Below are 25,268 nucleotides of genomic sequence, written 5' to 3'. Positions count from 1 at the left end.
CTCGAAGCGGGTCTTGGTGCATGATCACCCCTTCAGCGTCGTGAGATAGGCGACGATATCCTCGATATCGGCGCCGCCCAGGATCGGCTTGCTGCGCCCGACGGTGGCGACGCGCCGGCCCTGCTCATCCGCTACCCGATAGTAGGAAGGCATGATCGTGTTCGGCACCAGCCGCTTCATGTCGACGACGCGCAGCCGGATCTGGCCTTCCGAAAGTCTTGCCCCGACGCCGGTCAGGTCGGGCGCCAGCGTGCCGTGCAGATGCGCGTCGGGAAACGGCCCGCTGTGGCAGAGCGTGCAGAGGCTGCGCTGCCGGTCCGCGATCAGCGCGGCGCCGCGCGTCGGATCACCCTTGTCGACAATCAGAGGTTGCATGATCGCATCGCCGGTCACGACATAAGACCCCGTCTCCTCGCCGGCACCGGGCGAGGCCGCAAGCTGCAATCCCATCAGAGCCAGAAAAGCCACCCTCATCATCCGAACACTTCACTGGTGATCGTCCGGAACCAATCCTGCGCATAGACCGCTTCCAGTTCGCGCACGGAAAGCGGCGCTTCGAGCGGGCTGGTGCCGCCCGCTCCCTCCACTTCGGCAAGCAGGCCGTCACGCGGCTGGTAGACGCCGGCGATCGAAATGCCGTAACCGGGCGCGACCAGGCTGTAGCAGGTGTTGATGAGCTTCGGCTGCGCCGGCTGCCGCTCCCTGACCAGGGCGGCGACCGCGGCGGCGCAAGCTTTTGCCTGGGCGTTGGCGCTGAAGGCGGATTTCGGCATCGCCCCGCCGATCGCCGCATCGCCGATGACGTGGATCGCCGGCTGCAGGCGGGACTCGAAGGTGACCGGGTCGATCGGGCACCAGCCCGTCTGGTCGGCAACGCCGGCCGACTGCGCAATCGCGCCCGCACGCTGCGGCGGGATCACATTGGCGACATCCGCCTTGTGATCGCCGAACTCGGTCAACAGCGTCTTCGTCGCCGGGTCGACTTCCGTCACCCTGCCGCCCGACGACAGCGGCACCCATTCGATCAAGCCGGGATAGAGTTCTTGCCAGGCCGCTTCGAACAGCCGCTGCTTCGAAAAGGCGTCCTTGGCATCGAGGATGATCAGCTTGGAACGTGGTTTGCTGGTCTTGAGATAATGCGCGATCAGGCTTGCCCGCTCGTAGGGACCGGGCGGGCAGCGAAACGGATTGGCTGGCGCGGCGAGGATGACGACCCCACCGTCCGGCATCGCCGCGAGCTGGTCGCGCAGCAGCAGCGTCTGCGCGCCAGCCTTCCAGGCATGCGGCATGATCGCCGCCGCCGCCTCGTCGTAGCCCGGCAAGGCGTCGAAGCGCAGGTCGACGCCGGGCGCCAGCACCAGCCTGTCGTAGTCGATGTCCGTGCCATCCTCCAGCCGGACGCGCCGGCGCTCGGCATCGACGGCGACAGCCCGCTTGCGGATCAGCGCGATGTCGCCGAACTTGTCATAGCTGAAAGTCTGCGCCTCGATGCCGCGCAGCCCGGCAATCACGGCATTGCTGAACGGGCAGGCCAGATAGGCGGCCTCCGGCTCGATCAGCGTCACGGCAAGATCGCGATCCAGCCATTTCAGCGCGCGGGCGCAGCTTGCCCCGGCAAAGCCGCCGCCGACGACGATCACGCCGGGCTGCGTCTGTGCGCGCACCTGCGGCGCGGCAAGAACGGCCGCGGCGACGCTGGCCGCCACGCCGCCGATCAGGGCTCTACGGCTGGGCATGGCGTGCCGCCTCCGGCTTGGCGAGCCATTCGGCGATGGCGCGCGTCTCCTCCTCGGTAAATCCGCTGGCGATGCGGTCCATGACCGTCGCCTTGCGCTCACCGGAACGGAAGGCTTGCATCTGGGCGACGATGTCGTCTGCCGCATGGCCGTCGAGCGAAGGGATGGCTGAGCCGAGCGCCGCCGGCCCGTGACAGCCGGTGCATGCCGCGGCGCCTGACGCCGCGTCGGCCCATGCCGGCGCGCTGGCTACCAGCGCCGCAAGCAGGACAGGCGCGAGCGATCGTCCGCCGCGCCTGTCCTTCGCGCGCCTCATATCATGCGAGGTCATGGTTCTTCAGCGGCAGTGTGCGGATGCGTTTTCCGGTGGCGGCGAAGATCGCATTGAGGACAGCCGGCGCGGCGACTGCGATGGTCGGCTCGCCGACGCCGCCCCAGAAGCCGCCGGACGGCAGGATGATCGTCTCCACATCAGGCATTTCGGCCATGCGCAGGACCTCGTAGCTGTCGAAGTTTTCCTGCTCCATGCGGCCGCCATTGACGGTGCATTCGCCGTAGATGCAGGCGGAAAGGCCATAGACGAAGGAGCCCTCGACCTGCCGCTCCACCTGTGCTGGGTTGACGACATGACCCGGGTCGGTGGCCGCCACGATGCGATGGATCCTGAGTTGCCCATCGGTGACCGAAACCTCCGCTGCCGCCGCCACATAACTGCCGAAGCCCATGATCTGCGCCAAGCCGCGGTGAACGCCGGCCGCGGGCGGGGTGTCCCAGCCGATCCGTTCGGCAACCGCCTCCAGCACGGCGAGATGTTTTGGATGTTTGGCCATCAGCTTGCGGCGGAAGGCGAGCGGGTCGACGCCGGCCGCATGGGCGAGTTCGTCCATGAAACACTCGACGTAGAGCGCGTTCTGGTTGAGGTTGACGCCGCGCCAGAAGCCTGGCGGGATCGGCGGGTTGCGCATCGCATGGTCGACAAGCAGATTGTCGACGGTATATCCCAGTGTGCCTTCGGTGCCGCTGAGGACGAGGCCCTGGAAGACCACCGGGTCCATGCCGTTCTGCATGCCCTGCGGCCGCACCGCGGCAAGGATCGACTGGCCGGATATGCGCATGTGCAGAGCGGTCAAATTGCCGTCCGCGTCGAGTGCGCCCGTCAGCCGGCATCGGGTGGTCGGGTGATAGGCGCCGTGCAGCATATCCTCCTCGCGCGACCACATGAGCTTTACCGGCGTTCCCGGCACCTGCCTGGCAATGCTGACCGCCTGGCGCACATAGTCCTGGAAGTTGCCGCGCCGGCCGAAGCCGCCGCCGAGATGGATCTTGTGCACCTCGCATTGCTGCACCGGCAGGCCGGCGGCCTCGGCCGCTGCAGCAAGGCTCGCCTCGCCATTCTGGGTCGGCACCCATACCTCGCAGCGCTCCGGCGTGTAGAGCGCCGTCGCGTTCATCGGCTCCATGGTCGCGTGGTTCTGGTAGGGGAAGGCATAGGTCGCCGTGACCGTCCGGCCGGCGGCGGACAGGACAGCACCGGCGTCACCTTGCCTGGCGCCGATGAAGGCGTCGTTTGCGGCGAGCCCCTCTTCGAGCATCGCCGCGATCGAGGCGCTGGTGACCTGCCTGTTGGGGCCTTCGTCCCAGACGATCGGCAAGGCATCGAGAGCGGTCTTCGCCCGCCACCAGGTGTCGGCGACAACCGCAACGGCGGTCTCGTCGACCTGAACGACAGTGCGCACGCCCGGCATGCCCGCCACCGCCGCCGCGTCGAAACTCTCCACCTTGCCGCCGAAATACGGGCAGGCCCGGATCGCCGCGTTGAGCATGTTCGGCAGCTTGAGATCGGCGCCGTAGACCTGGCTCCCGTTAAGCTTGTCGGCCGTGTCGAGCCGCGGCAGCGGCTTGCCGGCTATGGTCCAATCCTTCGGGTCCTTGAGCGTGACATTGGCGGGCGGCGTCATTCGCGCGGCGGCGGCAGCCAGCTGTCCATAAAAGGTGGCGCGATCCGACGCTGCATGCGTGACCATGCCCATCCTTGCGGTGCATTCGCTGGCCGGGACGCCCCATTCGGCGGCCGCGGCGGCGATCAGCATCTCGCGCGCAACGGCGCCGCCAATGCGCACATACTCGTGCGACTCGCGGATGCCGCGGCTGCCGCCGGTCGAGAAATTGCCCCACACGCGGTCGCGCGCCAGGTTCTGGGCCGGCGACGGGTATTCCGTCGTGACCTTGGACCAGTCGCAGTTCAGCTCCTCGGCGACGAGTTGCGCAAGGCCGGTCAGTGTCCCCTGCCCCATCTCGGAGCGGGCAATGCGGATGACCACCGTATCGTCGGGCCTGATCACCACCCAGGCATTGATCTCCGGCGCCGCCTCGCTGCCATCGGCCAGTGCCGGCTTGATGAACGGCACGTTGAATCCGAGGGACAAGCCGCCGGCTGTGGCGGCCACGCCAATGATGAAGCTGCGGCGGGAGAGGGAAATTGTGGCGTTCATGACTGCTCTCCTCAACCGCGTTGCGTGGCTTCGCCGGCCTTGGCGGCCAGCTTGATCGCGGCGCGCACCCGGTTGTAGGTGCCGCATCGGCAGATGTTGGTGATCTCGGCGTTGATGTCCTCGTCCGCGGGGTTCGGGTTCTGCATGAGCAGACCCGCCGCAGCCATGATCATGCCGGCCTGGCAGTAGCCGCATTGCGGCACGTCGAGCGCCAGCCAGGCCTGCTGGACCGGATGCGAGCTGTCCGGCGAAAGCCCCTCGATGGTGGTGATTTGCTGGTCGGGCTCGACCGCGCTCACCGGAAGCACGCAGGAGCGCGTGGCGACGCCGTCTATATGGATGGTGCAGGCGCCGCAGGCGGCAACGCCGCAACCGTACTTCGTTCCGGTAAGCCCGATCTGCTCGCGGATCACCCACAGCAGCGGCGTGTCCGGATCGACCTCGATGTCACGTGGCGTGCCGTTGATGATCAATCTGGCCATTGTGCAATCCTTTCGATCAAAGGCTGGCGAGGATCGAGTCTGGATGCCGCCCCTGGCGACAAAGACCGGACGTCCCGGCTAGCGACGGGGCCAAGTTAGGCGGGAGCTGTCGCAGAACCTTGTCCCGAACACCGGCAGTTCATCGCAAGTTGTCGCGGGCGCAGTGCTCTGATACATTTCGTTACACTTCTCACGCTTTGTTGATGTCGGGCGAGATTGCCGCCATGGCGCGGAAGGTGATCATCCGTGTAGACGCAAACTAGATATCGTCGATACTGACCGACTATTCAGCGGCGACCTTGGGAGCATTGCATGGAAGTGGCGCAGCACATCGCGGTCGTCGACGACCACAGGGACATCCGCGATCTCGTGGGGAAATACCTCACGCAGCAGGGTTATCGCGTCAGCGTCGCCGACAGCACGGCCGCGCTCAAGCGGCTGCTCGACCGCAGCCTGCCCGATCTTATCGTCCTCGACGTCATGATGCCTGGCGAGGACGGCATTGCCGCCTGCCGGCACGTGCGCGGAACGGTCGACGTTCCGATCATCTTCCTTACCGCCATGGCCGAGGAGGTCGACCGGATCGTTGGCCTCGAGATCGGGGCAGACGACTACCTGACGAAGCCGTTCAATCCGCGGGAATTGCTGGCGCGGATCAAGGCGGTGCTCAGGCGCGTTCACAGCCTGCCGCCGCAGCGTGGTCGGCTCAAGTCGAACGCGCTGCGCTTCGACCGCTGGACCCTGAATGTCGGCCGCCGTGAACTGGTCGGGCTCGACGGCGTGGCGGTCGCGCTCAGCACGGCCGAATTCCGCCTTCTCACCGCTTTTATCGAGCATGTCGGGATCGTGCTCAGCCGGGATCAGTTGCTCGACCTCACCGTCGGGCGCTCGGCCGACGGTTTCGACCGGGCCGTCGACAACCAGGTGAGCCGGCTGCGCAAGAAGATCGAGGCGGACCCGAAGAATCCGATGCTGATCAAGACGCACTGGGGCGGCGGCTACTGCTTCACCGCCGAGGTGGCCCAAGCATGATGCTGTTATGGAGACGCAGCTTGGCGGCCCGCTTCCTCATGCTGGTGCTGCTTGCGCTCGCCCTGTCGCAGGCGATCACCTTCCTGATCTCATGGGACGAGCGCGGACAAGCCCTGCACGCAGCGGCCAAGGGCGAGTTCGTCAGCCGCACGTCCTCGCTTGCCATTTTGCTGGACACGACGCCGCCCTCGCTTCGACCCGACATCCTCACCGTCAGCGGCACGGCCTATACCCGCTTCTGGACCTCGCAGTACGGGCCGAGCAATCCCCTCGCCTGGCAACAGGAGGCGCTGACGCAACTCGCCAAGCCGCTGCCCGGCATTGCCGCCAAATATGCAGCCTATATGAACGGGCAGGCCTCGAACGCGGTCGCTGCCGCCGATCCTTCGGTGCCGCCGCGCATGCTGGACCTGTCCGGCAGTGGCAGCCCGTTCACGCGACCTGCCAAGTTTCTTTATCTGGACGGCGCCCCAAACGGCATGGGGCTTTCCGTCCGCCTTGACGACAGCACCTGGCTGAATGCCGCCTACGCCAAGGTGATGCCGAGCGCCTTCTGGACCGCGCAATCGGCGATATCGCTGGCGCTCACCGCGCTCATCCTGTCCGCCATAGCGATTTTCGGGGCGCAGGCAATCGCGCGTCCGCTGCGACGGCTCGCCAATGCCGCGGAACTGTTCGGCCGCGGCGAGGCCGTGCCACGGCTGCCGGAATCAGGGCCGGACGACATCCGCCAGACCGCCGAGGCGTTCAACCGCATGCAGGAGCGCCTGCAGCGCTTCGTCGAGGACCGCACGCGCATGCTGGCGGCGATCAGCCACGACCTGCGCACGCCGCTGACCTCGCTGCGGCTGCGCGCCGAGTTCGTCCAGGATCACGATCTTCAGGAAAAGATGCTGAAGACCATCGAGGAAATCCAGACGATGACAGAAGCGGCGCTCGCCTTCGCGCGCGAGGACGCCGCGGTGGAGGAGACGCGAACTGTCGATCTTTCGGCGCTGGTCGGCAGCCTCTGCGACGACCTCGAGGAGCTGGGCCAAAACGTCACCGTCAGCGACGGGCCCAAGGTGCTGTATCGCTGCCGGCCGGACTCGCTGCGCCGGGCGATCCGCAACCTCGTCGAAAATGCCGTCCGCTATGGCGAGCAGGCCAAGGTGAGCCTGGACAGGCGCACCGACAGCCTGGACATCGTGGTCGAGGACGCCGGGCCCGGCATTCCGCAAGCCGACATGGAACAGGTGTTCGCGCCCTTCTTCCGCCTGGAGCAGTCGCGCAACCGGGAGACTGGCGGCGTCGGGCTCGGCCTGTCAATTGCCCGCGCCATCGCCCGCCACCACGGCGGCGACATCGTGCTGGAAAACCGGAGCAACGGCCTTCGCGCGGTCATCAGGCTGCCGCTCATCGACATGGCCAGGCAGCTTGCCCCGGCGCCGGTGCCTGAGACCAGCCCTCCGACCGGACTGCGATCCTTGCCGGCTTGACCGAAAGCCGTCCCGCGATCGCGCCAGGCCCGCTGCATAGGCTCAACGGGTGATAGATTGGCCCGAGTTCGTCCCACCCGCGAGAGACTCGCCTCCGTCAGCGACCAGTGCATGGCCGGTCATGTAGGACGACTTATCGGACACCATGAACAGAATGACCTCGGCGATCTCGTCGGTCGTTGCGAAGCGGCCCATCGGGACGATGTTGGCGATCGCGTGCTCCAGCGCTCTGCGGCCGCCGAGTTGGTCCGTGTAGGGATCGTTGAACGGCGTATCGACCCAGCCGGGGCAGAGCGAATTGATGCGGATGCCGTAACGCGCGACATCCAGTGCGATCTGGCGGGTCATGGTGATCGATGCGGCCTTGCTGGTGATGTAGGCGGTCATCGCTCTGTCGAGGAAGACGCCGGAGTTCGACGACGTATTGAGGATGACGCCGCCGCGCTGTCTCTTCATGACCGGTAGGACTGCTTGGCAGGCGACGAACTGGGCATGCACGTTAACCGCCCAAGAGTGATCGAAACCGGCGCCGTCGATCTCCTCGACGCTGCCCGCGACCTGCACACCGGCATGATTGTGCAAGATGTCGATGCGCCCATGTCGATCGGCCACGTCCTGGATGACGCCGACGACGGCTGCATCGTTGGTGACGTCGACTCGGATGGCCTCGCCGCGCCCGCCGGCGGCGGCGATGGAGTCGACCGTGCCACGCGCGGCATCGAGATCGCGATCAGTGACGATGACCGTCGCGCCCTCGCGCGCCATGGCCTCCGATCCGGCCTGACCGATGCCGGAGCCGGCACCGGTGACGATGGCGATCCGCCCCTGAAGTATCATTCGATTTTCCCCTAGTACCGGCGGCGAAACAGATTGCGGCGCTCGTAAACGGCGACCGCTTCGTCGATCAGCGCCGCGATGGTGTGCGCGCCGTATTCGCGACGCAGCAGCTCGGCGCGCTCTTTGAGCAGATGGGCTTCGGGAATTCGGCCCGGCCGCAACATTTCATAGGTGTCCAGAATGAGGTCTTGCGGGACGGGGACGAGGTCGGCGGCGCGTTCGAGATTGAGCGCAAGCCGGTCGCGACCCGCATCGCGGGCGATCGATGCCTGAAGTCTGAGCACGTCGGCCGAAATCCGGATGTCTTCGGCACCGATCCGTTCCGAAATCACTGCGTCGAGCGTCAAATCGGCAAGCGGCATGCCCGACGCCGACACCGCCTGATCGGGCGCGTTCTCGGAGATGGGATAGAGGTCGAGAGGGGATGTCACGGACGAAGCCCTCCTTGTCCGATTGCAAACGCGACATCGAGCGGCGGGGCATCCGGCACTACCAGCCCGGTCTCTATAGCGTAGAGCATGGCGACGCGCACATGGTAGCGGGCGCCAAGGGCCTGACCTTCGGTCGGCACGATGACGGGTTCCGGCGCGAGCCCCAGCGCGTGGAGCGCGGCGTTGCGGCCCATTGCGCGGTAGTGGTCGAGCGTCGTGATCGGTGCATTCGAGAACAGTTCGATGTTCATGTGCGGCAGCCGGTCGGCGCGGTGGATGACTGCGGTGCCCTTGGCCTGGATGCCGATGGCATAACCCGAGCCGGAGAGGCGCGCCGCGGTGAGGCCGAGGAAGGACGTGTCGGCGGTATGTCGGATGCGGACGAGGCGCGGCACGCCGCCGCCCTCGCTCACACCATCGGTCAGGGCCAGCACCACGTCGATCAAGTCGTGGCCGGCTGTCGTTTGCGTGAGCTCGTTGCCGAATGCGGGGCTGAGGCCAATCACCACCTCGCGCGGATCCGTGCCTTTGCCGGCCTCGCCGCCTGGAATCAGCCATGGCTCCGAGGTCGGGTCGACGCGACGCTCGCTCTCCAGCACCTTCTCGCGTGTCTGAACATCGCGCACGCCTCGGACCGCTTCCCATCTAGCTTCGGACATCCGATATCCGCTGCCCGGCCCCCGGTAGTCGTTGGGATCGTTGAGCGCGCTGATGACCTTGCCGTCGCGCAGGATGGCCGACGTCTGCAGATAGTCGCCGGAGATGCGCTGGCGAAGCATCAGCAATAGGTTCTCGGCCTCGCGCCCGAAGCCCCGTTTGTGCAGCGCCCGCACCACATCCACCGCCGTTAGTCCGCGATCGCGAATGGCTTCGCTGATGCGCGTGACCTCGCCTGTCGAGAAGGTTTCGGTATCGAGCGAGCCCGAGGCGGCGGCGACGGAGAGCATCCAGGCTTCCGGCACTTCGGCGAGGCCAAGCTCCTGGAAGACGGCGGCCAGCGCCTTGATCGCTTGCATGCGGAGCTCGCGGATATTGCTCTCCTCTATGGGCGTCAGCCCACCATCCGCCTCGAGGTCACGCTGCAGAGCGAGGAAGTCCTCGACGTCCTCGCCGTTGAACAGGGATGGGTTGAACGAATTGTCGTATTTGCGGATCGATCCCATGCCGGAACACAACAGGTCGGAGCCGGCCATGAGGAAGGGCGTGATCTTGGCGCCAACCCGGATCTCGGACTCGCTGACGCGGGTGTCGTTGCCGGAGGCGCATTCAAGGCCGAGCCAGACGGCGATGAGGTTTTCGGCCATGAGCTCGCGCATGCCCCCCGCCATCGAGACGGTCAACGGCGCGCCGTCGATGCCGCCGTTCTGCGTTCCCTGTACGCCCATGGCGCGCTGCAGGCAGAGGCAACGGGCTTCCAGGTAGAGAACGGACTGATGTTCGTGAAAACCCATCAGCAGCTCGGAGGATGCGCCAGACGTGCAGCGTGCCTTGATGCCGCGCGAGGCGTAGGCGGCGGTGAGGAAAGCCTTGGACCAGGGTGTGTCGTCGCCATCGACGAACGCAGCTTCCGTGCCATAAACCGATACCGTCTCGGCATAGGAAGTGAAGCCAGCCATGCCGATGCGCAGCTCTTCCGCTTCCTCGATCGAGCACTGGAACAGCACGCCGCCACGCCCAACCGACGCGCCGACGGCGCAGGCGACGGCGTTGGCCCAGGAGTTCGACGCAACGCGCATCGTCGTCTCGATCTCGTCGAAGCCGAGCGCCACGGCAACGGCGGCGTCTGCTGCAAGCTGCAGAGGATCATCCTTAGCGTTGGTGACGTGCGCCTGGTTTCCCGGCGTGCGGCGCTGCCGCATTTTGGAATAGGCGAAGGTGATCTCCAGTGACGACAAGTGCGACACGACGGAAGCCAGCTTCGCCGGCGTCATGCCGCGAGCCAGCCGCTCGAGCCTTTCGCGCGGCACGTTGATGTCGACCAGCATGCGGGCGACTTCGCCCGAATCCATCGCCATCGCCTCGTCGATCACGTCGAGATCGAGATGATGTGCGGCGATGAAGGAATCGAGGATGTCGAAGTCGGCTTCCGGCTTACCGTCGATCTCGACCACGCGTCCGTTCTCGACTCGCGCCGACGGCGCGGGGTCCCACGGGCTGTGAAAGGTGGCAAAGCCCGCTTCCGGATCCTCCGCGGCAAAGCGGTCGTGCCGCAGCGGCCGCGTGTCCCATTCATCGAAGCGGCGCCAGCGCGGGGGCGAAGTCATTGCGTCCCTCCCATATGTCGAGCGCTCAGAACCATCGCAGCCACACAAGCTGGATGAGGATTAGCACGATCACGTCCCAAAAGATCACCTCGCCGATCGTGAACCAGCGCTTCATGCGGTTGACGCGCCAGAAGCCGAGCCAGACGATCGCTGCCAGGATGAGCGGGACAAAGCTGGCGGCGGTCACTCGACCCTCTTTCCCGTGGCAGCGTCGAAATAGTGCAGCGCCTGCTTCGGGAAGGAGACGCTCACCGGCTGTCCCGGCTCGATCGCATCGCAATTCGTCTGCGTCCGCAGCGTGATTGCCTGCCCGCCCGCGTTTTGGAAGATCAGCAGCGTGTCGGGTTCGATCGCTTCTTTCACGTCCACGGTGAGCGTCATGGCTGCCGGTGCATTCGACGCCATGAATTCGATCTGCTCCGGCCGGATGCCGAGCGTGACCGGCCCGTCGGGGCGATCGACCGAGCAAGCCACCGCGCCAGCCTTGAATATGCCGCCTTTGACCACTCCGTCGATCGTGTTCATCGCCGGGCGGCCCATGAACTCGGCGACGAAGCGGTTGGCGGGCCGGCGGTAGATCGTCTTCGGCTCGTCGAACTGCACTAGCCGGCCCTCCTTCAGCACGGCGATGCGCGTCGCCAGTGTCATCGCCTCCTCCTGGTCGTGCGTGACGAAGACGAAGGTTTTGTCGAGCTTGCGATGCAGGCGGTTGAGCTCGGTGCGCATATGCAGGCGCAGCAGCGCGTCCAAGTTGGAAAGCGGTTCGTCCATGAGGCAGATCGCCGGTTGCCAGACCAGCGCGCGCGCTACGGCGACACGTTGCGCTTGGCCGCCGGAGAGCTGCGCCGGCTTGCGCTGCAGATAGTGGGCGATGCGCAGAAGCTCGGCCATGTCCTTCACCGAACGCTCGATTTCCGCGGCGGCCACTTTGCGGATACGCAGGGGATAGGCGATGTTCTCGAAGACGGTCTTGTGGCTGTAGAGTGCGTAGTTCTGGAACACCATGCCGATGCCGCGGAAGCGCGGCGGCACGTTGGTCACGTCCCTACCTTCGATCTCGATGCGGCCGCTCGACGGCTGCTCCAGCCCGGCGAGCAGGCGGCACGCAGTTGTTTTGCCAGAGCCCGAGGGCCCAAGCAGCACGATGAATGCGCCGAGATCGAAGTCGAGATCGAGCCGATCGAGCGCGACGGTGCCGTCCGCAAACCGCTTCGTCACTTCCTTGAACGAGACTGCCATTGGATGCTCCGCTGGTCCTTAGCCCTTCACCGCGCCGAAGGTCAGGCCGCGCACGAGGTGCCTCTGGACGAGAAATGTGAAGACAATGATCGGCAGGGTGGCGACCACTGCCACCGCGGCGACCTGCCCCCACAGGGTGCCGTGTGGCGTGATCAGGCCGGGAATGCCGACCGTCAGCGGCCGCCCCTCGAACGCCACGAGGATGAAGGCGTAGAGGAACTCGTTCCACGACATGATGAAGCAGAGCACCGCCGTTGCCGCGAGTCCGGGCGCGGCCAGCGGCACGATGACACGCACGAATGCTCCGAGCTTCGAGCGCCCGTCCATCATCGCCGCTTCGTCGATCTCCTTCGGTATCTCGGCGAAGAAGCCGCGCATCATCCAGACGACCAGCGACAGATTGAAGCTCGTATGGGCAATCACCACGGCGTAGATCGTGTCGGTCAGGCCGATTGTCGTGAAGAACAGGAAGAGCGGCACCGCGATCGCGATCGGCGGCGCCATGCGCGTCGTCAGGAAGAAGAAAAACAGGTCTTCCTTGCCGGCGAAATCCGTGCGCGCGAACACATAGGCGGCCGGCGCGCCAATCAGGATCGACAGCGCAGTCGATCCCAGCGAGATGACCAGCGAATTGAAGACGAGGGGGAGATATTCCTTATCGATGAAAACCGCCGGATAATTGGCGAAGGTCGGCATGAAAAACCAGGTCGGCTGCGTCGAGAGGATATCGAGGCGGCCCTTGAAGGACGTCAGCAAGATCCAGACGTACGGCGTGAGCGCAAGCACCAGGACGCAGGCGAGGATTCCGATCGCGAGGATCTTCCAGGATTTGCTCATGGCCTAGCCCCTTGGTCCGCCGACTTCCAGTACACGGCCTTGTAAAAGACCGAGCACATGATCAGCACGACGAGGTAGACCATGAACGAGACCGCGGCGCCGTAGCCGAGGTTCCAGGTCTTGAAGTTGACGCGGTAGGCGTAGATCGAGAGCAGTTCCGAGACGGTACCGGGGCCGCCGCCGGTCATGATGAAGACCTTGTCGAACTCTTTGAAGGCGTCGATGCCGCGCAGCAGAAGCACCAGCGCGATGATCGGGCGCATCAGCGGCAACAGGATGTCGGTGAACTGCCGCCACGGCCCGGCACCGTCCATTGTCGCTGCCTCGAAGGGCGAGCGCGGCAAGCTCATCAGCCCGGCCAGGATGATCAGCGTCACGAAAGGCGTCCACTGCCAGACGTCGATGGCGATGATGGTGGGCATGACGAGGCTGGGCGACGAGAAGACGGCGCTGGATTGCGACAGCAGGCCAACGGCCCGCAGATAGTGCGTCGCCATGCCGAAGTCGCCCTGCAGCAGCAGGCGCCAGATCAGCCCGACAGCGACAGGAGCTAGCATCATCGGCACCAGCAGCAGCGTCGTCAGCAGGCGCTGCCGCTCGATGTAGCGCCAGATCAGCCATGCCAGCGCGAAGCCGAGCAGGAACTCGATCGACACCGCGACCAGGACGAAGCGGATAGTACGCCAGAAGGAGCCCCAGAAGATTGCATCCTCACGCACCAGCCTGCGAAAATTGTCGAAGCCTATGAATATGCCCTTCTGGTCCGGATTGGCGAAACTCAAGTCGGTCATCGCCGTGTAGACCATGTAATAAAAAGGCCCCACGAGGAAGACGAGGACGAGCAGCGCCGCCGGCAGGATCAGGGGCATAGATGCGCCGCGGTCGAGCAGGAACTGTCCGCGCGAAGGTCGAGTGCCTTTGGTCATGATATGCCCGGCGTTCTCCCGGGGGTTGTCCCCACGGGATTAGGATAGCAGCCCTTACTGCACCGGATATTTCATCGGTGCGCAGGCCCCGAGCAGCGCCGAGATCTCCTTGGCCGACTCATCGAGCGCCGCCTTTGCTTCCTTCTCGCCGGCGAGATAGGAGGACAATTCGCGCACTAGGATGTCGGTCATCTCGCTCGCCTGCGGGATCGTAGGCTTCGGCTTGGCCACCTCATTGGACGCCATCGATGCCTTGGCATACGGCAGCTTCTGCACCTCGGCGGATGCATAAACATCTGGCCTTGCGGAAGCGCCGCCATTCAGATGCTGGTTGAGCTGCTGTTCGTACTCCAGCATCCACTGGATGAAGAGGTATGCGGCCTCCTTGTTCTTGGACGCCGTTGGAATGAGGTATGACCAGCCCTCCACCTGAGCGACCTTGCCGCCTTCACCCTGCGGCACGATGTCGAAACCCATCTTGCCGACGACCGTCGACACATTCTCATCGACGGCGACGGCGTAGGTCGCGTCGTTCCACATGATGAGCTCGGCGACCTTGCCCTGCTGCATCAACGCCATGACGTCGTCCCAGAAGTAGTTGAGCGTGTCCGGTGGCGAGAAGGCCATCAGGCTCTTGTAGTATTCGGTCGCGGCAATGGCCTGCGGGCTGTTGACGATGACCGGGCCGCATTCGGAGCCCGACTTCACCTCCAGCATGTCGCCGCCGAAGGAGTAGAGGAAGTTCAGCCACTCGTACCACAGCGCTTCGTGGCGCTTGCCCTGCAGTGCGGTGCCGTAGAGACCCTGGTCAGGGCGGTTGAACCATTCGGCGATGTCGCGATACTGCTTCCAGTCCTGCGCCGGGCCGAGGTCGTAGCCGTACTTGGCCTTAAAGCCGTCCATCTCCTTGGCGTCGGTCAGGAGATCGGACCGATACCAAGCGTACATTGTGAGCGCGGTGAACGGGAAGCCATAGGCCTTGCCCCCGTACCAAGAGATTTCCTTCCAGAGACCCTGGTACAGCTGTTCCTCCGGCTTGAACTCGGGGTCGCGCAGCGTCGCCGAGGCCATAAACTGCTCGATCGGCTCGACGTGGCCGTTGGTGACGAACTTGCCGACATTGCGGTGCTGCTGGAGGATGAAGTCGTAGCGGCCGCGCTTTGAGTTGAGGTCGAGCATCACCTTGCTGGCGGTCTCGGACGCCTCATACATCTCGATCTCGACCGTGATGCCGGTGCGCTTCTCGAACTCGGGCGCCAGCTTCTTCATCGCCTCGAGCGGCGGCAGCGCCTCGCCAATAGTGCGGATCGTGGTGCCCTTGTACGGCGCCGCCGCTTCCTCCAGCGTCCAGGCACCGGCCTGTCCGGCAATGCCGAGCGTCGCGAATGCCGCGAGCGCCGGTGCCGTTATCAGCATGCGTAGGCGTGAACTGTCTCCAAACATCGAGATTCCCCTTTGGTTAATTGTCGTTGCGGTGCTGTCCAACTTGGCTGGGCTTGAATGCTGGTCCGCCGGGGGATCGGGCCGTGCCCGGGCCGCCCGTGAGATCTATGGCGTGTTGGCGGCGATCCGCCATTCAAGTCCTCCACCACTGCGCGCGGAATCGCCCGACTTGTCCGCGAGGCCTCAGGTCCGCAAGGCCTCAGGGTGTCAGTATATGCTATCGACGCCTGCCTGCGTAGCTCTTGGTACGAAGAAGGCATATTCCACAAACTAGACAAAGCCTATAAGAGCATGCCGATCATGGGATATTTCCCTTACAGTGTAATCCAAAACGCATATGCATTTGGGGATAGGAGCGACGGTGAGGGACGAAGCCTCTGCAGCAGCGTCAGGCAGGCGCCTGCTGTCGCATCCCGAATGGTTTGACGCCCTTGGCGAACTTCTCGCGCAGGTGGGATCGCACCAGTTCCCCGACGCATTCGCCAAAACCATCCATCGTCTCGCACCATTCGACTACACGGTGAGTTTCGCCTATAGCGGCCCGGGCAAGCCGCTGTGCGTGCACCACACCTTCGCCCCGAAGCAGTTCGACATCCACGTTCGGGAATACGAGATCGGGCCTTACCTACTCGATCCGTTCTATAAGGCGACGGCGAACGGCACGCGGTCGGGAGTTTACCGGCTGTCCGACCTTGCGCCCGACCAATTCTACAAGAGCGAATACTACAAGTCCTATTATGTGCAGACCGGACCGGTCGACGAGATCGCCTTTTTCTCCCCCGGCAAGGACGGGTGGATCGTAGCGACGTCGCTGATGCGCGCGCCCAGCCGCCAGAATTTCACCGCGCACGACCTGCGCACGCTGCGTATCGTCGAGCCCTTGGTCCGGCGCATCGTTGAGATGCACTGGCGCACCGACGAAAGGCTCAAGACCGCGACGCCGGTCGAAGACGACAAGGCAGTGATGCGGCGCACCGTGCAGGATGCATTGGAGGCACGCGGCATGCCGCCGCTGACCCCACGAGAACTGCAGGTCGTCGGCCTCGTTCTTGAAGGTCACTCCTCCGAGTCGATCGCCAACCTGCTGGGCATCTCAGCCGGGACCGTCCGCATCCACCGCAAGAATATCTATGCCAAGATGCGAATATCCTCGCAGCGCGAACTATTTGCAATCTTCGTCAAGGCGCCGGCGACCACCTCGTGGCCGGTCACGTCTGGGTAGGCTGGTGCGGCTGGTGCCGCTATTTCGCGGCCGATCGACGAGCCAGGAAGATGGATGCTCCAACATCCCCTCTTGGATGAAGGGAATGTCGGCCTCTGCTGCCGAAATGAGGCGCCTTTCGGACGACGGCCTTGCGGCTGCTGGCAGACGGACGGGGCCGTCAGCTGGCGGGCGGCTTTCGGGAATGAGGTGGAGCATAGTTGCCGTTCACGCATTAGAGTCGCCCGACGACGACATATAGGCCCTAAACGGATCTGGCCCATCGACGCTGCCCCTTCCCCGCCGCCAGCACCTGGCCATGATCACCTCGTCCAACTCCTTGGGGTCGACGCCTGCCCGTGCGAGCGCCTCGCAGTGGAGCTTAGCCAAGAGGGGCCCGGTGACCTCGTGGCTGCGGCCGTTTCATATTGCGGCCCTGGTGGGAAGGTCGCGAGGTCGTCCACTGGCCGGGGGGTACTTCACCCCTTCCTTTTCTTTTGTGCTGGCGGTGTCTTGGCAGCCGGCGCTGCCTTCTTCTCTTCAGTGCGCAACCCTCGGCCTTCGTCAGCGTCAGCTTGATCGTGCCGCTATCGCCGAACGCGCCAACCGGCGTGGTGATCTTCCACGCCCCGGTGAGCGCCATCGCGCCTCCGCCACTATCGAGCGAGACCGTGTAGTTGCCGGCACCCGACCAGGGCACGCCGGCGGCCATGCCGCCAACCGTGAAACTGCCGCCGTCGCCTTGGGGAGCTAGCGAAAAGAGGATCCCCGCCGATGCCCCGGTGCCTGGCAATTCGAATGGTTTGGTCAGGTCGCACACTGTGTGATCGATGGTCAGATCATTGTATCCGCCCTTCGCTCGATAGGCCTTCTTCTTGCAGAGCTTGTCGAACAGACTCCTGGCGATCGCCTCGGCCGCCTCCGCCACCTTGTCCTCGCCGAGAAATCCCTTGTCGTCGGCAATCAATTTCCCGTCGCCATCGGTGACCTGCATGATCCAGGTCACGTCGCCGTCACCGATGCCGACCACCCCGTCGATGAACGTACCGACGCGCAGCTCCTCGATCACGAGGTTCTTTGGGGCATAACCTTCATCCATGAGCTTCTTTTCGGTGGCGCGAGCCTCGGTTATCGTGCTGCCGATATCGACGATGACGGCCTCGCAGCTTCCTTCGGCCTGCGCTTTCTCGACCAGCATAACGAGTTCGGAGCCGACCAGATGCTGAATCTGTTTGGCAACCAGTTCGGAGGCCGGGTTGGCGGGCAACACCTCACGTACGGCAATGCGCTGCTCGCCGACGGCTGGCATCGCGCCAAGCGACAGGGCCACCGCCAGGATAGCGGCACGGATACTAACGGGGTACATCGGCTCTCCAACGGGGCGACGCCATGTCCCCGGCAACCAATTATGTATCATGTTGGACACTCCGGATTGATGCGATTTCTTAGCACTGCCCGTTGTTGGAAGGAGTCACTTCTCAGGCAGACGTTCGCACTGCGATCGCACGACATCAGCCAGCGCCTCTACTGTCAGAAGCGACAATGACCTTCCCTACTTAATGGGAGTAGCGTCCAAATCGACAACGCACCCTTCTTACCCTTCCACTCCCGCCCGACCGCGATGAAGCTCGGCCCAACTTTGACATGACAGAACCCCGCACGATTCAGCCTGAAGATACAACGCTCTATGCACGGCTTGGTAGGCGTGACTTTTGTCATCGCCTGATGAGAGATCACCGACCGCAGCTCATGGCATCACACGGTCCAACTCCGTCCCGTCGGCGAGCCAGGTGAGCCGGCCGCCGCGCATTCCGTGCTCCACCCGTATCTCCAGCATCACCTGCCCCTCCGGCGGCCGAATCCACGGGTTCCCGCGCGAAAACGTCAACCTAAATATATAGCCATCGGGCAGGCCCACCGCCTCAAACGTGCGAGAGACGAGGTCGAAAATCACTTCCGCGCTGTAGCCATCGAGCGCATCCAGGGTGAACCAAGTCCCGTCCACCCCGCCATGGCGCCCGCCTCCAATGGAGGACACGGAGATTTCGTGCGCGGTGATGCTGAATTCCCGCGACAGCGTCAGGTCGCCCCCGTCGACGGCATGGGCCCTACCGCCTTGGGGATCGAGCACGATCTCGCGGAAGGGATGGCGGACCGGAAAGGTGGAAACGAGCCGGTCGATCACGTTGCGCAGGTTGGCGGGCGTCCACCAGTCCACTGCCGGGCGGCGGCCGGGGGGAAGGATTACCCGCAGAATCTCGCCGGCAGGACTTGCTACGACCTGCCATGCCTCGCCTTCGGTCCGGGTGATCCAGTTTCCCTGCTTCGCCGGGTCGCCGACGGTAAGCGTCCAGACAAGCCGCGGCGCGCCGATGCCGGTGATCGGACGGTTTGCCACGATCTTGAGCACCTGCGTGCCGGGCTCGTTCACCTTCTCCAGCACCGCCGCCTTGAGCGCGGGCAGCATGGCGAAGTCGATATCAGTGAAGGCGAACACATCCTCGGTCGGCGGCCGCATCGTGGCGGGCATCTCCATAAGCGGCGCGTTGACGCTCAGGCCGTTCAGCGTCCAGCGCATGCCCGTGGCCCGGCTGCGGCTCTGCGGGTCCATGTAGCTCACGTCGATGTCTCGCGGCTCGATCTCGACTCGAACGATGCTGCGGAGGGAGCCAAGGAACGCGAGATCCTGCGCCGCCATCGGCAGATGCCAGTCGTCCCGCGCTATGTCGAGGCCGCGGGCGCGAAAGGTGCCCGAGACATCGGCCGTGTGGATGCTGCCGTCCATGTTGAGGTAAACGTAGGAGCTTTCGCGCCCGGTGTTCCAGTGGACCATGATCCGCGCCTCGCCCAAGCGGGTGCCGCCCACGAGCAGGAGTTGCCGCTCGATCCGAATGGACTGCGGAAGTGCTGGCTCTTCAAGCATGGCGCGGGGCGAGATCCGGTCGATCAGTGCGGGCAGGTCGTCGAGCGGCAGGCGTTCGAGTGGAAAAAGGACGGTTGTCGGGTCGAGCGTCGCTACGAGCGGCTGGGCGATCTCCGGGCCGCGGATCTGCGTCGTCATGCCCATGATCAAGCCGCGGCCGCGTATCCAGGTCCACTTGTCGAGATGATGGGGGCGCGCGCCCTGCACATGCACAGTTATCTCAGAGCCCCGGATATCCACCAGCGCGACCCGCGGCTCGCGCCCGATGCGCTCGGCGATGGCTTTCAACGCCTCGGCGGCAAGACCAGGAGTGTCGAACAGCGGGGTCAGAGCGGGGCGGTTCTGGGCGCTGGCGGGATGCGCGCCGAGAAGAAGGATGAAAAACAGGGCGACAAGCCGATGGAGAAACCTGGCGTGCATCTGCTCCGACATCGGTACTTCCATTGCCTGATCCTAGCGTGGAGCTTAGCGCCGCTGGGGTTTGTTGACAACGACGGTGAGAGTAGCCAGCAGAGCACGATGCTGAATGCCTCCCCCGTATCGCGTCGAGGAGCGACGAGGCAGGCCAGCGGAGTGTGTCAGTTCGTCAGAGTCCTGAGGCACGCGATACCCGTTTGCAGGCGCATACGAGCGTGGGCGAATTCCATCCGGCTTGGATTGGGGCTAGGCTGCACGTTGCGGAAGACACCATCGTCGATGTCGAAGCATCCGGGCTCTGGCCCGGTAAGGTCGTGACCGAGGTGGTGCCGGTCAGCGATTTCTGGGAGGCCTAGCCGGAGCATCAGGACTACCTCGAGCGCTATCCCAATGGCTACACCTGTCATTTCCCAAGACCAAACTGGAAGCTTCCGAAGCGAGAGGAAATTCGCCGCGCGGGGTAGGCCGCTGCACTTTACAACTCCTTCTCGGCCAGTTCGCGGAATCCGTCGGGGACCGAGCACGGACCGTCCAGTGCTGTGGCGGCGTAGCCCATAGCGTCACGTCCAAAGCGGTCGCGAATAATTCACTGACGCTGCCGAGAACATGACAGCCCAAGCCCGCAGGTCGAGAGTCTCGTCTCAAATGCAGTTAATTTGAGAATCAGATCACCTGGATCCCACAATTAAATGCCAAGGCTCAACCAAATCGCCGCATTCTTACAATTAACTGCCAAGCGACAACAATAGCCAATGCTGGGTGATCCGATATACCGCATCGCTAACTATCGGTGCCGCGACTTGGTATCCCGGGAGTTGTCCATGACGATCTGACGCGCAGGCACAGCCGGGGTCCACGGTCATCGTCGCTGGTAGCCCGTCATCTCGAGATAGCCCTTGCCAGGGTGTGTGCCGGCCACCCGCACCGGACCTTCCCAATAGGGGATGCTGAGACCCATCCAAGCCTGAGAGTTGATCGCGCCGACGGTGACGTCGAGCGTACGGTCGGGCAAGACGAGACGCCAGCGCGTAGGAATTTCGCGCCCCTCCACCCAGCTCGTCTCCAGCGGGGTCGCAACGAGCTTGCCGTCGCCGTAGGGCGTCACGGCACCGTCCGCCGCGATCCAGGTGGCGGAGGTGAAGCCGCTGCCAGCGGCATCGCGCAGGCGGAAACCCATCAGCTTCTCGCCTGTGTCAAAGGAAAGCGAGAACCAATCCCAACCGTTTTGGTCGTCCGCCAGCGGCTGCGACGACCATTCGCGATCGAGCCACGCGGTGCCGCGCACCGGGATCTCACCTTCCGGCAGACTAATCTTTCCCTCAACTGAGAAAAAGGGCTGGGAATAGTAGTAGCTCGCCTGCCCTTTCGCCGACTTGACCGAGTAGCCGCCGGCGCCGTGGAAGACGAGCGGGCCTTCGGCATGCATCGCGATGTCGTAGGCGAAGTCATTGCCGGTCGCGCTGAGCTGAAGTCGGTCCAGGCTGTCGCCCTCCATCTGCCAGGCGTCGATCCAGGCCGCGAAGGGCTTGGCAATCACACCCGCCTGGCCGATGCCGCCGCGCGCGAAACGCTCCGTTGAGAGGTGGGTCGCGGCGCTGGTCACAGCGGCATGGCCGAACCACACCTGCGGGCTCTCCCATCCCTCGGCCTCGCCCGGCGCGAGCGCCGAGCGGAACAGCGTCCATTGCAGGCCGTAGTCCGCGCCGTCGGGCCCGGTGAGGTTCGCGGTCAGATACCACCACTCGATCCGGTAGTCCGGATGGGCTCCATGATCCTGCGGGAACTCGAACCGCTTGCCCGGTTCCGGAACGGCGAAGCCTTCGGCGTCTGTGCCGAGCCCGGCAAAGCCCTGGGCGAAGGCATTGCCGACACCCAGCAGCAGGAAAATGAGCGCCCTAGCGTTCATTGGCGAATATCCTCAGCAGCCCGGTCGGCTCCATGCGCGACAGCCGCCACGCTGGCCAGAGCGCGGCGAGCAGCGCGGCGGCGAGCGCGAAGAGCATCAGGCGGATGTATTCGACTGGAAACAGGTACATCGGCAGGCGCCAGCCGAACGCCTCGACATTGACAATGGCAAGCAAGACCCAGGCGAGCGCCAGGCCCAGCGGCAAGGCCAACACGGCCGTGATCGCGGCAAGCAGGACGGTACGCAGGATTTCTAGCCCGGCAAGCCGGCGCTGGGTGGTCCCCATCGCCCATACGGGCGCCATCTGCGGCAGTCGCATCGCCGCCAGCGTGAGCAGGCTCATCAGGATTGCAAACGCGGCAACCGCCAGCGTCAGCACGTTCAGCGCATCAGTCACGGAGAAGGTGCGCTCGAACACCGACAGCGAGAACGCCTTGATCGCCGCCTGGTCGATGATGCGCGCGGGTGGAACGTCGAACGCCTCCGTGAGCGCCCGGCGCAGGCCCTGAGGATTGCCGGTGCGAACGCCATAGCGGCTCGGCTCGATGGCTGGGAACGTCTGGCGAAACAGCGCCTCGCCGACGATGGCCTGGCCGATGGGATTTCCGTAATCGCCGACGACGCCCGCGACCGGCAGCGACAGCCCGGGGCCGAGCGCCAGCGTGTGGCCGACGTGCAGCGCGGCGCGGCGCGAGAGCTGCTCGTTGATTACGACCGCCCTGCCCGCTTCGATCTCGTCCCAGACGGCGGGGATTGCGTCGAGGAAGCGCCAGTTTTCGCGGTAGGTGTAGCCGACACGCACCCCGAAAATCTCCGCCGGCAAGCCGGCGAGCGTCGCTTCGACCGACATGATCGGCAGCACGGCGTCAGCGTGCGCTTCGAGAAAACGTTCCATAGCCGCCCGGTCCGCGACCGCGTCCGCATCGACGTACAGTTCGGCTGACAGGCGCTGGTCGAGGAAGCCGACAAAGGTCAGGCGGAAGCTCGAGACCATGGTGGAAACGCCGACATTCGCAGCCATGGCTAGCAGCAGGGCCATCAGTGCAAGCCCGAGGCCGGGCAGTTGCTGACGCGTATCGGCCCAGAACCATTGCGCCATGGCGCGAACGGCTTGTGCTTCGCCAAGACGAAGGATTGCCGCCAGGCAAGGCGGCAGTGCAAGTGCTGCGCCGAGCAGTAGACAGGCAAGCAGCGCGAAGCCGGCGGCCAGCCCGCCCCCAGTGACGGCCAGCACGCCCGCCGCCGCGAGCAGCACGACCGCGGCTGCAGCCTGGAGCGTTCGCGTCCGTCCCGAGCCCAGCGCCCAGGCGCGGCCGCCGGCGCTCGCAACGACTGGCATCCGCGCCAGCCGCCACAACGCGCTCGCGGCGGCGAGCAATGCGCCGCCGAGCGCCATGCCGATTCCCGAAAGCCACCATGCCCGGCGGATCTGCAGCGTGCCTGCAACGTCGGCGCCATAGAGGCCCCGTATCGTCGCGGCCACGTCCGGCAGCAGGAGCGCTGCGATGAGATAGCCGAGCGTGATGCCGAGCGCGCCGGCAAGCGTCGCCAGCACGACAAGCTCGGCGATCATCAGGACGACCAGGCGGCGGAGCGGCACGCCGAGGGCGCGCAGGGTGCGGATCACGCCACGCCGCTGCTCGAAAGCAAGGCCGATCGCACCGTGGACGATGAAGATGCCTACCGCGAAGCTGAGGAAGCCAAACGCCGTGAGGTTGAGATGGAAGCTGTCGGTGAGCCGGCCGACATCGGTCGCACCGTCCGCACGCTGGAGTAAGAGGTCCGGTGCGATATCCGCCAGCGGCTGTTGCCGTAAGGGCTGCTCCGGCAGGACGATCAGGCGGCTGATGCGCCCGGCGCGGCCAAGCAACTTCTGGACGACGCCGATATCGGCGAGCACGCTGCCCGGCGCGACCGCCTGATCGACCAGAACCGGGTTGGGCATGTTCGCCTCAAGGAGCGCGGCCATTTCCGGGCCGGCGACCAGCGTTTCCGCGCGCAAGAAGCGGTTGAGGTCGGTGCGGGCCAGTGCTTCGCTTGCAGCGGAACTCGGCGGCGCGGTCAGCGGATCGACGCCGACCAGCCTCACGGCGGTGCCGCCGACGCGCAGCCTTCCCTCCACCACCGGACTGACCAGCCAGCCGGCACGGCGCAACGCGACGAAAAGCGCCTGGGGCATGGAATCCCCCTCGCGCGGCATCAGCTGGTGGAACCGGCCTTCGGCCAGCGTAGCGGCAGCTGCATCATAGCTCGCGCGTGCCTCGGCGTTGATCGCCTGCACGCCTGACCAGAGGGCCGTCGCCAGCGCGAGGCCGAGCACCAGCGTCAGCAATTGAAGCCGGTTGCGTCGCCAGTGCGAAGCCAGTGCCTCGAGGACAGCGCCGGTCATGCAAGGCGGCCCTGGCTGAGATGCGCCCGGCGCCCGAGACGTGCCGCAAGACGCGGGGAGTGGGTTACCATCAGGAGCGCTGCGCCGGTCTCCGCCACGAGCGCGAGGAATTGCTCCATCACCCCGTCCGCTGTCGCCTCGTCGAGGTTGCCGGTCGGCTCATCCGCGAGGATCAGCTTCGGCCGCGCCGCGAGCGCGCGGGCGATCGCCACGCGCTGCTGCTGGCCGCCGGACAACTGCTCGGGGTATTTCCGCAGATGCGGCTCCAGGCCCAGTGCGTGGGCGAGTCGTGAAAGCTCCTGCGGTTCCGGCGTGCCGATCAGACGTGCCTGAAAGGCGATGTTGGCGGCGACGTCCAGGGAGGGGATGAGATTGAACTGCTGGAAGATAATGCCCACCGTGCTTCGCCTGAGCCGGGCGCGACCACTGTCGTCGAGCGCGGTGACCTCCTGCCCATCAAGCCCTACGCGCCCGCCGTCGGCAGCGTCCAGTCCTGCCACGAGGTGGAGCAGCGTGCTCTTGCCCGAACCGGATTCGCCGGTCAGCGCCAGCGTCTCGCCGGCGTCGAGCGAGAGTGTCACGCCCCGCAGGACCGGCACCGGGCCTTCCGGGCCGGAATAGGATTTCAGCAGGTCTTCGATCGAAAGCAGCATGCACCACAGCTACAGTCTGTGGCGAAAAGGAAAAGCGCTGCAGTTGATAATTCCCAGAGGAAGCGCTGGATGGAACAGATCGACGAGGCCGAGCTACCAGCTTTCAGGCGAGCAGCCGTCGAGGGCAACTGGCTGGCGCTGATCAACCATGCTCGGGCCGCTGCAAAGATGCAGCTGGACTTGGGCATCTAAACTTCCCCGGGCGGGGTCAGTCTATGCCCCAAGTTCGTGGCCCTGCCCGGGTTAGAACCGATCATAGCTCTGCGAACGGCGAGCGCCGGATTTGCCATTCGCGTAATTGAGCCTATGATCTGACATCGGCCGTCAATGCTTCGGATGCAGCCGACAGTGAGAGGGTACCTGCTCTTGCCCGTCTGGGAGAGAGCTATGTCCCAAGTCCTCCTGCGCAACCGCGTGTTGAAAGCCCTCTCCCCAGAAGATTTCGCGCTGTTACGGCCGTCAATGCATCGTGTCGAACTTGGTATCAAAGCCCAGTTGGAGATTGCATATCAGCCGATTGAGCAAGTGTATTTTCCAGAGGCGGGTATCGCTTCGGTGGTCGCCACCATGACCGGAGGGCGA

At 64.8% G+C, this 25,268-nt stretch carries 22 protein-coding genes and 2 pseudogenes; 6 read left to right on the top strand and 18 right to left on the bottom strand.

Annotated elements, in window-relative coordinates; translation table 11 throughout:
* Positions 1–24 precede the first annotated feature (24 nt).
* From soxX to AC0L2Z_RS26150, 5 genes are read right to left on the bottom strand one after another with little or no spacing between them, the layout of a single operon-like run.
* Positions 25–474: a sulfur oxidation c-type cytochrome SoxX gene (soxX, locus tag AC0L2Z_RS26170; protein ID WP_128168266.1), complete on the bottom strand. Its 450-nt coding sequence runs from the start codon at positions 472–474 to the stop codon at positions 25–27.
* Complete coding sequence (locus AC0L2Z_RS26165) at positions 474–1,736, bottom strand: NAD(P)/FAD-dependent oxidoreductase (protein ID WP_287228112.1); 1,263 nt, start codon at positions 1,734–1,736, stop codon at positions 474–476. Before AC0L2Z_RS26165 ends, soxX begins: the two co-directional genes overlap by 1 nt.
* On the bottom strand, positions 1,723–2,067 hold the full coding sequence (locus tag AC0L2Z_RS26160) for a c-type cytochrome (protein WP_287228113.1): 345 nt from the start codon (positions 2,065–2,067) through the stop codon (positions 1,723–1,725). The genes AC0L2Z_RS26165 and AC0L2Z_RS26160 overlap by 14 nt, the downstream gene beginning before the upstream one ends.
* Entirely contained in the window at positions 2,054–4,228 is a 2,175-nt protein-coding gene (locus tag AC0L2Z_RS26155; protein WP_128168216.1) for a xanthine dehydrogenase family protein molybdopterin-binding subunit, read from the bottom strand. Before AC0L2Z_RS26155 ends, AC0L2Z_RS26160 begins: the two co-directional genes overlap by 14 nt.
* Positions 4,229–4,239: 11 nt before the next feature.
* On the bottom strand, positions 4,240–4,710 hold the full coding sequence (locus AC0L2Z_RS26150) for a (2Fe-2S)-binding protein (RefSeq protein ID WP_023798506.1): 471 nt from the start codon (positions 4,708–4,710) through the stop codon (positions 4,240–4,242).
* 312 nt (positions 4,711–5,022) lie between these two features.
* Here AC0L2Z_RS26150 and AC0L2Z_RS26145 point away from each other — a divergent pair, with 312 nt between their 5' ends.
* Positions 5,023–5,742 carry a response regulator gene (locus AC0L2Z_RS26145; RefSeq protein ID WP_023798507.1) on the top strand — a complete coding sequence of 240 codons (720 nt, stop codon included), beginning with the start codon at positions 5,023–5,025 and terminating at the stop codon, positions 5,740–5,742.
* Entirely contained in the window at positions 5,739–7,220 is a 1,482-nt protein-coding gene (locus AC0L2Z_RS26140) for an ATP-binding protein (protein WP_128168215.1), read from the top strand. The genes AC0L2Z_RS26145 and AC0L2Z_RS26140 overlap by 4 nt, the downstream gene beginning before the upstream one ends.
* 42 nt (positions 7,221–7,262) lie before the next feature.
* Here AC0L2Z_RS26140 and AC0L2Z_RS26135 read toward each other — a convergent pair whose 3' ends face one another.
* Genes AC0L2Z_RS26135 through AC0L2Z_RS26100 form a run of 8 tightly spaced genes read right to left on the bottom strand, consistent with a single transcriptional unit; the run spans position 7,263 to position 15,197 of the window.
* Entirely contained in the window at positions 7,263–8,057 is a 795-nt protein-coding gene (locus AC0L2Z_RS26135; protein ID WP_128168214.1) for an SDR family NAD(P)-dependent oxidoreductase, read from the bottom strand.
* 11 nt (positions 8,058–8,068) lie between these two features.
* Positions 8,069–8,488 (bottom strand): diol dehydratase small subunit, encoded by a 420-nt coding sequence (locus AC0L2Z_RS26130; protein ID WP_128168213.1) that lies wholly within the window; start codon positions 8,486–8,488, stop codon positions 8,069–8,071.
* A complete protein-coding gene (locus AC0L2Z_RS26125; protein WP_128168212.1) occupies positions 8,485–10,752 on the bottom strand; it encodes a propanediol/glycerol family dehydratase large subunit in 2,268 nt (755 codons plus the stop codon). The genes AC0L2Z_RS26130 and AC0L2Z_RS26125 overlap by 4 nt, the downstream gene beginning before the upstream one ends.
* A gap of 25 nt (positions 10,753–10,777) precedes the next feature.
* Positions 10,778–10,939 (bottom strand): hypothetical protein, encoded by a 162-nt coding sequence (locus AC0L2Z_RS26120; RefSeq protein WP_023798512.1) that lies wholly within the window; start codon positions 10,937–10,939, stop codon positions 10,778–10,780.
* Complete coding sequence (locus AC0L2Z_RS26115) at positions 10,936–11,991, bottom strand: ABC transporter ATP-binding protein (protein WP_128168211.1); 1,056 nt, start codon at positions 11,989–11,991, stop codon at positions 10,936–10,938. Before AC0L2Z_RS26115 ends, AC0L2Z_RS26120 begins: the two co-directional genes overlap by 4 nt.
* Before the next feature lie 18 nt (positions 11,992–12,009).
* Entirely contained in the window at positions 12,010–12,828 is an 819-nt protein-coding gene (locus AC0L2Z_RS26110) for a carbohydrate ABC transporter permease (RefSeq protein WP_023798513.1), read from the bottom strand.
* Positions 12,825–13,754, bottom strand: coding sequence for a carbohydrate ABC transporter permease (locus AC0L2Z_RS26105; RefSeq protein WP_473629683.1), 930 nt, complete (start codon positions 13,752–13,754; stop codon positions 12,825–12,827). The genes AC0L2Z_RS26110 and AC0L2Z_RS26105 overlap by 4 nt, the downstream gene beginning before the upstream one ends.
* A gap of 54 nt (positions 13,755–13,808) precedes the next feature.
* Positions 13,809–15,197 (bottom strand): ABC transporter substrate-binding protein, encoded by a 1,389-nt coding sequence (locus AC0L2Z_RS26100; protein ID WP_473629682.1) that lies wholly within the window; start codon positions 15,195–15,197, stop codon positions 13,809–13,811.
* Between the two features lie 361 nt (positions 15,198–15,558).
* Here AC0L2Z_RS26100 and AC0L2Z_RS26095 point away from each other — a divergent pair, with 361 nt between their 5' ends.
* The gene (locus AC0L2Z_RS26095; RefSeq protein WP_287064528.1) at positions 15,559–16,419 is read left to right on the top strand and encodes a helix-turn-helix transcriptional regulator; all 861 of its coding nucleotides are present in this window, start codon (positions 15,559–15,561) and stop codon (positions 16,417–16,419) included.
* Positions 16,420–16,780: 361 nt separating this feature from the next.
* Here the strand turns inward: AC0L2Z_RS26095 and AC0L2Z_RS26090 are convergent, their stop codons facing one another.
* Both AC0L2Z_RS26090 and AC0L2Z_RS26085 read right to left on the bottom strand, forming a co-directional pair.
* Positions 16,781–17,707: a hypothetical protein gene (locus AC0L2Z_RS26090; RefSeq protein WP_473629681.1), complete on the bottom strand. Its 927-nt coding sequence runs from the start codon at positions 17,705–17,707 to the stop codon at positions 16,781–16,783.
* A gap of 438 nt (positions 17,708–18,145) precedes the next feature.
* Entirely contained in the window at positions 18,146–19,765 is a 1,620-nt protein-coding gene (locus tag AC0L2Z_RS26085) for a hypothetical protein (protein ID WP_473629680.1), read from the bottom strand.
* Positions 19,766–19,995: 230 nt separating this feature from the next.
* On the opposite strand from AC0L2Z_RS26085, the pseudogene AC0L2Z_RS26080 reads away from it, so the two are divergent.
* A pseudogene (locus AC0L2Z_RS26080) lies at positions 19,996–20,202 on the top strand (peptide-methionine (S)-S-oxide reductase); the annotation flags it as partial.
* A 395-nt stretch (positions 20,203–20,597) separates the two neighbouring features.
* Here the strand turns inward: AC0L2Z_RS26080 and AC0L2Z_RS26075 are convergent.
* The 3 genes from AC0L2Z_RS26075 to AC0L2Z_RS26065 are packed head-to-tail and all read right to left on the bottom strand — an operon-like array spanning position 20,598 to position 24,686.
* Positions 20,598–21,644 (bottom strand): lipocalin-like domain-containing protein, encoded by a 1,047-nt coding sequence (locus tag AC0L2Z_RS26075; protein ID WP_473629679.1) that lies wholly within the window; start codon positions 21,642–21,644, stop codon positions 20,598–20,600.
* A complete protein-coding gene (locus tag AC0L2Z_RS26070; protein ID WP_473629678.1) occupies positions 21,634–24,033 on the bottom strand; it encodes an FtsX-like permease family protein in 2,400 nt (799 codons plus the stop codon). The genes AC0L2Z_RS26075 and AC0L2Z_RS26070 overlap by 11 nt, the downstream gene beginning before the upstream one ends.
* Positions 24,030–24,686, bottom strand: a complete 657-nt coding sequence (locus tag AC0L2Z_RS26065) for an ABC transporter ATP-binding protein (protein WP_473629677.1) — start codon at positions 24,684–24,686, stop codon at positions 24,030–24,032. Before AC0L2Z_RS26065 ends, AC0L2Z_RS26070 begins: the two co-directional genes overlap by 4 nt.
* A gap of 69 nt (positions 24,687–24,755) precedes the next feature.
* Between AC0L2Z_RS26065 and AC0L2Z_RS26060 the strand changes: the two genes are divergently transcribed.
* Together AC0L2Z_RS26060 and AC0L2Z_RS26055 are read left to right on the top strand one after the other, a co-directional pair.
* A complete protein-coding gene (locus AC0L2Z_RS26060; protein ID WP_288141874.1) occupies positions 24,756–24,878 on the top strand; it encodes a hypothetical protein in 123 nt (40 codons plus the stop codon).
* A 195-nt stretch (positions 24,879–25,073) separates the two neighbouring features.
* Positions 25,074–25,268: pseudogene (locus tag AC0L2Z_RS26055) on the top strand (Crp/Fnr family transcriptional regulator); the annotation flags it as partial.

The sequence above is a fragment of the Mesorhizobium sp. WSM4850 genome (genome assembly GCF_055811735.1).
This window is presented reverse-complemented; position numbering and strand designations above follow the sequence as displayed.